The organism is Lapidilactobacillus gannanensis (assembly GCF_003946675.1).
Lineage (GTDB): Bacteria > Bacillota > Bacilli > Lactobacillales > Lactobacillaceae > Lapidilactobacillus > Lapidilactobacillus gannanensis.
Genome location: NZ_RHOT01000028.1, coordinates 1 through 11,796 on the forward strand (window position 1 = coordinate 1; position 11,796 = coordinate 11,796).

Consider the following 11,796-nt stretch of genomic DNA (forward strand, 5'->3'; position numbering starts at 1 on the left):
CATACAAAAATCCCTCCGTAATCATCAAATGAATTATTGTATTTCATCTGACAACCATAAAGGGATTATTGCATTCTCTCGCAGAATTGCTCGGTATTTGCGTTAATACTCACCAACTGACCGTCTTTTGGCACACGCTCTTGAATAATCTGTTACGTTCCTCAGAAACTAATTAAGTAATGCTCATGCTTGATTGAAGTTTGGCCAAAATTAAGTGAATTAGGCGTGGCGGCAACCTTAATGGCCATGACCGGACTGCAGCAAGATTAAAAATAGTTTGACGTTAGGAAAAGAAAAGCGTTAAGGTAAATAGAGAATTATTTTGATTAAGCAGCTTTACAAGATTTTAGAAGTCGGGGTAGGTAGCATGAAAGCAGCAGCAACTTTGTCAAGGAAAACAATTTTATTAATGGCTATTGTCACTGGGGTGATTGTCGCCAATTTGAATTTTATTCAGCCAATTGAGAATTTAATTGCAGTCGATTTTGGCTTAACCAAATCAGTTGTTGGTGCTTTAGCAATGGTCACGCAATTGGGTTACGCGGTTGGCTTATTATTAATTGTTCCTTTAGGCGATATCTTTGATCGTTATCATTTAATTCAGGTCATGATTATTTTGTCGATTGGCTCGTTATTATTAGCTTTTTGGGCACCTAATGTGGTGGTATTTAGTGTCGCAACGACCTTAATTGGGATCACGTCAGTTGCCCCACAAATTATTATTCCTTATGCGGGTTATTTAGCACCTAGTCATCAGCGCGGGAAGGTTTTAGGAATCGTGCTTAGTGGCCTGCTGACTGGTATTTTATTGTCCCGTTCTTTTAGCGGCTTATTAGGTAGCGTGCTGCCTTGGCAAGAGATATACCTAATTGCTGCTATCATTGACGTAGTCTTACTAGTGATTGTCCATTTTTATTTACCGCGTGATGCTCGAGGCCACCAGAATTTACATTATTGGCCAGTTATCAAAACTTTGCCCCGACTTTTTCGACAACAAAAAGCGCTACGTGGCTCGGCCATTAATGGCTTTTGTATGTTTGGGATGTCGAATGTTTTGTGGTCAACATTAGCTTTTTATTTAGCAGATCAATATCAACTGGGCAGTAATGTGGCGGGATTATTAGGCCTACTGGGAATTGCTGGCGTGATTGCGGCACCGTGGATCGGTCATTTAGTTGATCAACGTTCGCCGCGTTTGACGGTAGGTCTGGGAATGATTTTTTCTGGCCTCGCCTTTGTGGTATTCTGGTTCGCAGGGGCGTGGTTAATTGGATTGATCGTGGGGATTATTTTGCTGGATTTAGGGACTCAATTTAGCCAGGTCTCGAATCAGGCAATTGTTCAATCGCTTAATCGTCATGAAAGTAGTCGGAATAATTCAGTCTTTATGTTTAGTTATTTCTTGGGTGGTTCCTTAGGCACTTTAACTGCAACGACAGCTTGGAGTCATGCCGGTTGGCTAGGTGTTTGTCTGGTTGCGGTGGCCTTTTTGGTGCTAGCTTTAATTGGTCATTTTGTGATTGGTGAACCTGAAAAACTGGGTCAAGTTGATGCTTAATTCATCAATCTGAAGTAAAAACCGGCCGATAATCTGTTTTACGAATCACTTAGTTAGCGTTGGAATCATAATGATTGATTTTTCAAAAAAGATGTTTTAGCCACACGACAAATTTGTAAATTGCTCGGGTGTTGCCAGACCATTTTTTTGAAAATTAGCTTTTAAATACAAGTAAGTTATCATTGCGTTTTTGTAAATCAAGGGTTATCGCCAACTGCGCCAAATTTGGGCAGATACTTAAAAAGCACCACTGACTGATATCGTTCAAGTCAATGGTGCTTTTTTGATAGAAAATTTTCAATGAAGTGGTGTTAATTAATGGGTTGCTTTAACTTTTTTATCGGCCAAACCATTTTGGTCAGCTGGTAAAGGTTTTTTCCATAAACCAAGAATAATTGCGGAAATGACTGCGCCAACAATTACGGAAACGAGATAGCCAATTTTGTGATCAACTAAGGGGAGTACGAAGAGACCACCGTGAGGGGCAGGGACATTGACGCCTAAAGCTTGTGACAAGCCACCGCCGATGACAGCACCGATGACGCTCGAAGTAATGACGCGGAGGGGATCAGCTGCGGCAAAAGGAATTGCACCTTCAGTAATAAAGGAAATACCTAAAATGTAGTTACTCAAGCCAGAGTTACGTTCGTCTTTAGTCCATTTGTTTGGCCAAATAGTTGTTGCAAGCGCGATTGCCAGTGGTGGCACCATCCCACCAACCATGACTGCGGCCATTAAGGCACCATTTTGAGTTGTTTCAAATGCACCAATGGCGAAAACATAAGCGGCTTTATTGAAAGGACCACCCATATCGACTGCCATCATTCCGGCTAGTAAGGCGCCGAGAACAACAGCATTAGCGGTTCCCATGTTATTTAAGAAGTTAGTAATTCCCAAGTTAATAATGCCGAAAATCGGATCAACAATGAAGTACATAATTGCCCCAGTCAGCAGTAACCCGAGAATTGGGAAAATGAAGATTGGTTTTAAACCATCCAATGATTTAGGCAAGTTTTGGAAAAGCTTCTTGAGACCGACAACTAAGTAACCAGCAATAAAACCGGCAGCCAAGCCACCTAAGAAACCAGCCGGACTTTTGGAGGTAATGAAACTCATACTAGCTTGGCTGGCCATGTAACCACCAACAAAACCAGGCATTAGAGCAGGCCGATCACCGATTGCTTGGGGAATATAAGCTGCTAAAACCGGGATTAAGAAACTAAAAGCGGCATTCCCAATCTGATTAGGAAAAAGATACCACATTGATTTATCACCAGTGAAGCGTTCGATTAAGAAAGAAATTGCCATGACAATCCCACCGGCAACGACGAATGGTAACATGTTAGAAATCCCATTCATTAGTTGACCGTAAACTTTATGACCGGCACTTTCTTTATCCTGATCAGGTGTGGTACTAGCAGTACCGTCACCCTTAGCTTGATAAATCGCACCTTTTTCCTCAAGCGTCTGTTCGATTAGTTCATGAGGCTTTTTGATCCCATCAATGACGGGACGATTGATCAAATGTTTACCAGCGAAGCGATCCATTTCAACCTTTTTGTCAGCAGCAATGATAACGCCAGTAGCTCGCTTAATGTCGTCAGCTGTTAATTGATGCTTAACGCCTTCGGAGCCGTTAGTTTCAACTTTAATGTCAACACCCATTGCTTCGGCTTCTTTAATCAAGGCAGCTTCGGCCATGTAAGTGTGGGCAATTCCGGTAGGGCAGGCAGTGACAGCAATCACATAAGGCTTATTTGCTGCTGTTGCAGTTTTGGCGGCTTTGGCCTTGGCAGCTTCAGCAGCTTCATCGGCTTGATCCTTAGCATCTTTGGCTGCTTGGGCGTCGCCAAACAATTTCTGAACGTCAGCAGGGGTTTGGGCCTGCTTTAAAGCTGCAACTAATTCAGGATCAATTAATAAGGACGAGAGTGTTGAAAGAGCTTGTAAGTGCGCATTGTTAGCGCCAGCTGGTGCGGCAATCATGAAGAACAAATGAACGGGTTGTTGATCTAGGGCGTTGAAATCAACGCCAGCATTACTTTTGGCGAATAAAACGGCAGCACGCGTAGCTGCATCAGTTTTGGCATGGGGCATAGCAATACCATCACCAATCCCAGTGGTCGACTCTGCTTCACGTTTTAAAATTGCTGCTTTATATTTATCTGGATCACTGACAATACCAACTTGATGATAACGATCAACCATTTCATTAATTGCCGCTTCTTTAGTTGTGGCTTTTAAATCCATGATCATGGCGTCTTTGACCAATAAATCTTGAACTTTCATCTAAATACCTCCCAATACTAAATTGAATTAAATAACCGTTGTAATTTTAATTTGGGGCCGAATAGCTTCGATTTGCTCGCGGGTGGCAATGTCTTCAGTGAAGGCAGTTGCACTGCCACAAGCTAGGCCATAATTAAAGGCTTGTACAGGGTCGTGATGTTGACTAAACTCACCAACGAAACCAGCAATCATTGAATCACCGGCGCCAACTGAATTAACAACCTGACCCTTTGGCGCAGCTGAATGGTAAACGTGTTCAGGCGTAATTAAGTAGGCACCAGCACCAGCCATTGAAATTAAGACATGTTGGGCACCTTGTTGCAATAGTTGCTGACCATGGGCAATCAAATCCGCATCATCTTTGAAGGTTGTGTTAAAAAGGGCTGCTAATTCATGATGATTAGGTTTAATCACAAGTGGTCGTTCTGGTAACGTGTCTAAAAGGGCCTGGCCAGTCGTATCAACAACAAATTCGCCATGCTGTTCCTGAGTTAGCTTGATTAACTGATGATAAAAATCCGTGGGCAGACTTGGTAGCAAGCTACCAGACATTACCACAATATCACCGGGTTTTAATTGTTTGAACTGTGCTTTAAAACTAGCAATTTCACTGGACGTGACCGTTGGACCAGCAGCATTAAGCTCAGTTTCTAAGTCGGCCTTTAATTTCACATTGATTCGTGAATTGGCCTGAATTGCTGTGAAGTGCTGGTTGATTTGCTTGCGCTTAAGTTCACTGGCAACGAATGCGCCGGTGAAGCCGCCGAGAAACCCCCAGGACTGATTGGGAACAGCCAATTGATTTAAAATCTGGGAAACATTGACGCCTTTGCCACCAGCAAGAAAGGCAGTTTCATCAAGGCGATTGACAGCCCCAAGTTGTAGCGGCTCTTCGTTACGCATAATATAATCGATCGAGGGATTAACCGTGATGGTGTAAATCATTTGCTCAACTCCTTAATATTTTTTTGATGGTACTGTTCACGAAGATTAGCAGGTAAAGCAGTTGTTACCACGGCAGTAAAGTCGTGTAAATTGCCAAAAGTTGCAAAAGCAATTTCAGAAAATTTAGAAGCATCGGTCAAAACAATTGCACTTTTGGCTTGCCGTTGGGCTTGTTGCTTCACGTCAGCTTCATCAACATCCGGTGTTAATAAATCGCCGCCAGGGGTAATCGCATTGACACCAAGTAATGCCAGGTCGAAGTGATATTTACTTAAGGTCTGAACGGACGTCATTCCGACCAGCGCTTGGGTGTTAGCTTTCAGTTTGCCACCAGTGAGGTAAGTGGCGATGCCTGTTTCAGCAACAGCACCAGCCGTCACAATACTGTTGGTGACCACGGTAATATCGTGAAAGTCTTTTAAATAGGGAATAATCTCCTGAACCGTGGTGCCAGCGTCAAGATAAAGAAATTGTTGGTTATGCAGATAGTGTTGGGCAACATAAGCGGCAACTTGTTCTTTATCAGAGCGATGTAATTGCTCACGTTCTGTTTGGTTACGATCGGCGGTTAAGTGAACTAGGAGACGGGCACCACCGTGAATCCGTTCAAGTAGGCCTTGCTTTTCTAATTCATCTAAATCCCGGCGAATCGTTGATTCTGATGCATCAGTTAAATGAACCAGCTCGTTTATTTTACAAATTGGCTGCTGCGTTAAACGATGCAAGATGATTTGATAACGTTGCTCGGTTAGCATTAACTTCACCTCATGAATGATTCTAACCGCTTTCAAAACAAAAAGCAACCTTTTTTCTGTCATAATCTTTCAAAAAGAATCAAATAATTAGCAAAACATGACAGCTTTTGACTGATTGTCATTTATTAGTACCTGACGAAAATGAATTCAGTTGAGTTATCAGTAACGTGAAAGCGATATCTTTGGTAATTGACCGAACGTTTTAGCCACTAAAACAATTGGCAGATTTGTCTAGACCAATCTTATTTAAATAAGCTCTAGTTCTTGAACAATGACTTTAAGTGCTAGTTAGACCACCAGAAATGCGTTTTCATGTTAGCATTAAACATGCTAGAATCAACTTGGTTAGACGATGACAATTAGACGCAGACATGGAGGTTTTCTAATGGGAAAATTAGGTGTTTCGATTTATCCAGAACGATCAACTTATGAAAAAGATGCCGCATATTTAGATTTAGCCCATCAATACGGATTTAAAAGGGTTTTTACATCATTGCTGGAAATTAAAGGCAATCAGGATGAGGTCGTTGGTAACTTCAAAAAGGTGATTGATCATGCCAATGAACTAGGAATGGAGGTTATGATCGACATTAATCCTGGTTTGTTCAATCAATTAGGCGTAACTTATGATGATTTGTCATTCTTCCATAAGTTAGGTGCGTGGGGTGTGCGACTCGATTTAGGCTTTACTGGTGCTGAAGAGGCAAAGATGACTCGTAATCCCTATGGCATCAAAATTGAAGTGAACATGAGTCAAGGAACTAATTACATTGATAATATTATGAGTTTTTCACCAAAGCGTGAAAACTTATTAGGTTCCCATAACTTCTATCCCCATCGTTTCTCGGGCTTAGGTCATGATTTCTTTGTCATGGCAACGAAGAAATTTACGAAATATAATTTAAATACGGCTGCTTTTATTAATTCGCAAGCGGCTACTTTTGGACCTTGGCCAACCCAGGATGGGCTTTGTACCTTAGAGGATCATCGTCAGTTAAATCTAGCTGTCCAAGTTAAGCATTATTTGATGATGGATTTGATTGATGATTTGATTATTGCTAATGCTTATGCATCTGAGGCAGAGTTAAAAGAAGTCAGTGCTGCTTTCAATGATGATTTTCCAGCAATTACAATTATTCCAGCAGCTGATATTACTGCTGATGAAAGAAAATGCTTATTTGAGACCTTACACAGCTATCGTGGTGATCGCTCAGAGTATATTCTGCGTTCGTCAGCGACTCGGGAAATTTACCGTGATCGCCCATTCCCGGCTCATCACACAGTACCAATTCAACGCGGTGATATTTTGATTGATAATGTCGGTTACGGCCAGTATAAAGGTGAGACGCAAATTGCTTTACAGGCAATGCCAAATGATGGTCGGGTGAATGTTGTCGGTCATATCGATCCAGATGAAAGTTTCCTATTAAGTTACTTACGGCCTTGGAGTGATTTCCGGATGGTTGAAAAATAACTACTTTGGTAAAACTTTTTCGGTGAATTTAATCAGCATCTGAATTGAATAGCAATCATTAGACAATCAGTTTGCAGTTAAAATTTGAGTCTGCTTGATAAGTTTTCTGGATAAATCCAGAGACTATCAGGCAGACTATTTTATTTTGATAATTGTGATCTGTTTGATGATGGTCAAGTTGCGCGTGATTTTCAGATTTTACTTGTTCAATCGTCTAAAAAACAGTAAAATGCAAACACGTCCTAAATGAGCACAAGGTTGTTAGTTAAAATTGTGCCGTTGAAAGCTTTTACATAAAAAAAGGATGACATTTCACCATTTTGGCCGGCAATAAAGGGTATACTAGAAGAAAGAAAAATTCGGCCGTTACGCCATAATTTTAGTTTTTTAGCTAATTATTTGTTATTATAGAGAGTGAATTTTATGCGCATGTAATCGGTTGTTAATTACAGAGAGGAATCATTATAAAGATGTTTGTTGATCAAATAAAAATCAATGTAAAGGCGGGTAAAGGCGGCGATGGTGCTGTTGCTTTCCGTCATGAGAAATTTGTGCCTAATGGCGGCCCTTCCGGTGGCGATGGTGGTCGTGGTGGTTCGATTATTTTAGTCGGTGATGAGGGCTTGCGTACGTTAATGGACTTTCGTTATCACCGAATTTTTAAAGCTTTAGCAGGCGAGAATGGTCAAATCAAGGCGATGTATGGGCGTAGTTCTAAAGATACCTATATTAAGGTGCCTACCGGAACTACTGTGACTGATTTGACCACTGGTGTGCAATTAGGGGATGTTGTCGAGCAAGGTCAGGAATTAGTGGTGGCCCATGGCGGTCGCGGTGGTCGTGGCAATATTCATTTTGCCAGTGCTCGAAATCGTGCCCCAGAAGTGGCTGAAAATGGTGAGCCTGGTGAAGAACGCGACTTACAATTAGAATTAAAAGTATTAGCGGACGTTGGTTTGGTCGGTTTTCCATCAGTTGGTAAATCAACACTCTTGTCAGTCGCAACTTCTGCCAAACCTAAAATTGCCGCTTATCATTTTACGACATTAGTGCCTAATTTAGGGATGGTTCAGTTGCCTGATGGGCGAGATTATGTCATGGCTGATTTGCCTGGTTTAATCGAAGGAGCTGCTCAAGGTGTTGGTTTAGGGATTCAATTCCTGCGACATATTGAACGAACGCGGGTAATTTTGCACTTAGTTGACATGGATCCAGAAAATGGTCGTGATCCTTGGACTGATTATCAACAAATTCGTCACGAATTAAGCGAATATGATCCTAAACTATTACAACGACCCGAGATTATTGTGCCAACTAAGATTGATGTGCCAGGTGCAGCAGCACGATTGACTGAATTTGAAGCTGCATTAAAGGCCCATCAAGTGACCCCAGAGGCAATTCTGCCAATTTCAAGTTTACAGCATCAAGGGGTTTTACCATTGTTGCAAAAGACTGCGGATGTCTTAGCTCAGGCGCCAGAATTGTTGACAAATGAACCAGCAACTGACGAGAAATTGTATCAATATCAGGATCAGAAACGACAAGCGCCTGAATTTAAGGTGACCCAGCTTGATGATCATGAGTTTGAAGTTACTGGTGCTCAAATTGAGCGCTTTGTTAAGATGACGAATTTGGATCATCAAGATGGCATCATGCGCTTTGCCCGAATTTTGCATAATTGGGGTATTGAAGATGCTTTGCGCCAAGCTGGCGCTAAAGATGGTGATTCAGTAGCAATTGCTGATTTCGTTTTTGATTTTGTTGAGTAGCATCATGTTGTTTTAAGGGTTAGCTGAGGGGAAAAAGATGCAAAGAAGTTCTCGCATGAAGAAACGTTACATTCACGGCTTTGATGGGCTCCGTGCGCTAGCCGTGATTGCGGTAATTTTATATCATTTAAATCCAGATGTTTTTAAGGGTGGCTATTTAGGTGTTCCCATTTTCATGGTTCTGTCAGGCTATTTGATTACGGATCATATGTTACTAAGCCTGAGTACCACGGGGCATTTTAGTTTTAAAGATTTTTGGTTGCGGCGGATCAAGCGGCTTTATCCAGCCTTATTGGCGATGTTATTGACAACATCGGCCTATATTGTGCTATTTCAGCGCAATCTACTTGGCAATTTGCATAAAATTGTTATTAGTAATTTTTTTTATGTTTATAATTGGTGGCAAATCGCTAACGGGCAGTCATATTTTGAACGGTTTGCTAATAGTGAGTCACCATTTACGCATTTGTGGACGCTATCAATTGAGGGTCAATTTTATTTAATTTGGCCGTTAATTATTTTATTGTTATGGCGGCTGACGAAAAAACGTAAAATAACTATTTTTTGGACCAGCTTGGCTTTAGCTGTTGTTTCATCAGTATTGATGGCCCTGTTGTATCAGCCCGGCGTTGATCCTAGTCGCGTTTATTATGGGACTGATACACGCGCCTTCTCAATTTTATTCGGTTGTATGCTGGCGGTGATTTGGCCAAGTAGCTATTTGAAGAAAAATGTGTTAAAAAGCGATCGTTTCATTATGGATGGCATCGGACTGCTGAGTTTTGCTGGCATGATCTGGTTGATGTTCAGTTTGAATGCCCAAGCAGATTTATTATATCGTGGCGGCATGGTGCTCTTCACTTTGTTCACAGTTTTGATTGTGGCCGTAGTCGCACATCCAGGGTCTGATTGGGATCGAATTTTAACTAATCCAGTTTTTAATTGGATTGGTAGCCGTAGCTATGGCCTTTATCTCTATCAATTCCCTGTGATGATCTTCTTTGAAAGTAAATTCCGGAACATTGCCGATCATCCGATTTTGTATCCAGTTCTAGAAGTACTGATTATTGTGGCAATTAGTGAGTTCTTCTATCGGTTTGTTGAAAAGCCATTAGGTCATTTCGATTATCATCAGACAATCACTTGGTTTAAACAATTATTTCAAGCCAAGAGTGGTTCACGGATGAATTTGCAACGTGGGTTAACAGCTTTGTTTACACTAGTTACGGTAGTAGGACTAGTGGGGATTTTCCAGGCGCCGACGGTTAATGCTGATGCTGCAAATCACTCACAATTAGCAACAACGATTAAGAAAAATGCTAAGAAGACTGATAAAGAAAATAAACGAATTGCTGCTGAAATGCGGTCACAGCGCGAAGAAAGTAAGAAGGCTGCCTCCAATGCTTCACTAAGCAAGTCAATTAGTAAGTCGTCAAGTATTTCTAGCGCTAATGCTGAGGCTGAAGCGGCTAAAAATCCAGTTAATCAGGATTTGGAGAAGTATGGGCTAACTCAAGTCGAATTACATGCTGCGCAGAACTTAATGATTACAGGCATTGGTGATTCAGTGATGTTAGGAAGTGCTGAAGGCTACCAACGGATTTTTCCAAAAATGTATCTGTCAGCTTCAGTAAGTGAACAAGTTTATCAAATTATGCCGCGAATCAAGAGTATTCTTGATCAAGGTTTAATGGCACAAACCGTGGTGATTGGCTTAGGGACCAATGGTTCTTTCCAGGATAGTGACTTAGATCAGATTATGACGATGCTTGGCTCAAGCCGACAAGTCTTCTGGATTAACGTTCACGTGCCAACACGTTCTTGGCAAAATCAAGTTAATAGTGATTTAGTCAATGGTGCCAAACGTCATGCAAATTTACACATTATTGATTGGTATAATTATTCTAAAGGTCATCCCGACTGGTTCTCCGGAGACAATGTTCATCCGAATCCAAGTGGATCACCGTATTACTATACTTTCGTTGCTAAGCAAATTTTAGACACCTTAGCAGCTAAGTAAATACGTTTTGAGATTGAGGTTGATGTCGCGTAATGGAATTGGAATTTCTTGGTACCGGCGCCGGTGTACCTGCTCGGGGTCGCAATGTAACTAGTATTGCTTTGAAAATGTTAGACGAACGAAATGAAGTGTGGTTATTTGACTGTGGTGAGGGCACTCAGCAGCAAATTCTCCAAACTACGATAAAACCTCGGAAAATCAATAAAATTTTTATTACACATTTACATGGTGATCATATTTACGGCTTGCCTGGGTTCCTCGCAAGTCGTTCTAATCAAGGTGGCGATACGCCACTAGATATTTATGGGCCGGTAGGGATTAAAGAGTATGTCCAAACGTCGCTGAATATAACGGGCACGCATTTAAGTTATCGTTTGCGCTTCCATGAGATTACTAAACCAGGTGTTGTGTTTACAGACAAAAAAATTAAAGTCAGTCAACTCCCGTTAGATCATCGAATCGACTGTTATGGCTACCGAGTTGAGGAAGCTGCTTTACCTGGCGAATTATTAGTCGCTAAACTTCAGCAAGAACAAGTTCCGTCTGGTCCAATTTATGGTAAGTTAAAGGCTGGCCAGACAATTACATTAGCTGATGGGCGGGTCCTAGATGGTCATGATTATTTAGGACCGGCTAAGCCCGGCCGAGTTGTTACAATCATTGGCGATACGCGGAAGACAGCTAATATTAGTTTGTTGGCTGCTGATGCAGATGTGTTGGTTCATGAAAGTACCTTTGGTCAACATGAAAGTAAATTGGCACATCAGTATTACCACTCTACTTCAACACAGGCGGCTCAAGTTGCTGTGAAAAGTCATTGTCAGCGCTTGATTTTGACACATATTTCAGCCCGTTATCTGGGTAAGGGTGCCCATCAATTGCAAACTGAGGCACGCCAAATTTTCCCAGCAACTCGTGTAGCCAATGATTTTGATGTTTTTTCAGTGCCTTTTCCAACACAGTCAGTTTGATCGTAACTTGATATT

Annotated in this window: 8 protein-coding genes; 5 read left to right on the forward strand and 3 right to left on the reverse strand. The window is 41.5% G+C overall.

Annotated features, from left to right (window positions below):
- Nucleotides 1-367 precede the first annotated feature (367 nt).
- Entirely contained in the window at nt 368-1,558 is a 1,191-nt protein-coding gene (locus EKM81_RS08110; protein WP_125650603.1) for an MFS transporter, read from the forward strand.
- 315 nt (nt 1,559-1,873) lie between these two features.
- Here EKM81_RS08110 and EKM81_RS08115 read toward each other — a convergent pair whose 3' ends face one another.
- The 3 genes from EKM81_RS08115 to EKM81_RS08125 are packed head-to-tail and all read right to left on the reverse strand — an operon-like array spanning nt 1,874 to nt 5,547.
- Nucleotides 1,874-3,847, reverse strand: a complete 1,974-nt coding sequence (locus tag EKM81_RS08115) for a PTS fructose transporter subunit IIABC (RefSeq protein WP_125650605.1) — start codon at nt 3,845-3,847, stop codon at nt 1,874-1,876.
- A 27-nt stretch (nt 3,848-3,874) separates the two neighbouring features.
- The gene (gene pfkB, locus EKM81_RS08120) at nt 3,875-4,792 is read right to left on the reverse strand and encodes a 1-phosphofructokinase (RefSeq protein ID WP_125650607.1); all 918 of its coding nucleotides are present in this window, start codon (nt 4,790-4,792) and stop codon (nt 3,875-3,877) included.
- The gene (locus tag EKM81_RS08125) at nt 4,789-5,547 is read right to left on the reverse strand and encodes a DeoR/GlpR family DNA-binding transcription regulator (RefSeq protein ID WP_164509263.1); all 759 of its coding nucleotides are present in this window, start codon (nt 5,545-5,547) and stop codon (nt 4,789-4,791) included. The genes pfkB and EKM81_RS08125 overlap by 4 nt, the downstream gene beginning before the upstream one ends.
- A 385-nt stretch (nt 5,548-5,932) precedes the next feature.
- Here EKM81_RS08125 and EKM81_RS08130 point away from each other — a divergent pair, with 385 nt between their 5' ends.
- The 4 genes from EKM81_RS08130 (at nt 5,933) to rnz (ending at nt 11,781) form a co-directional block, all read left to right on the forward strand.
- Entirely contained in the window at nt 5,933-7,021 is a 1,089-nt protein-coding gene (locus tag EKM81_RS08130; RefSeq protein WP_125650611.1) for a DUF871 domain-containing protein, read from the forward strand.
- A 470-nt stretch (nt 7,022-7,491) separates the two neighbouring features.
- A complete protein-coding gene (gene obgE / locus EKM81_RS08135; RefSeq protein ID WP_125650613.1) occupies nt 7,492-8,790 on the forward strand; it encodes a GTPase ObgE in 1,299 nt (432 codons plus the stop codon).
- A 37-nt stretch (nt 8,791-8,827) separates the two neighbouring features.
- A complete protein-coding gene (locus tag EKM81_RS08140) occupies nt 8,828-10,810 on the forward strand; it encodes an acyltransferase family protein (RefSeq protein ID WP_125650615.1) in 1,983 nt (660 codons plus the stop codon).
- A 32-nt stretch (nt 10,811-10,842) separates the two neighbouring features.
- A complete protein-coding gene (gene rnz, locus EKM81_RS08145) occupies nt 10,843-11,781 on the forward strand; it encodes a ribonuclease Z (RefSeq protein ID WP_125650617.1) in 939 nt (312 codons plus the stop codon).
- Nucleotides 11,782-11,796: the final 15 nt, after the last annotated feature.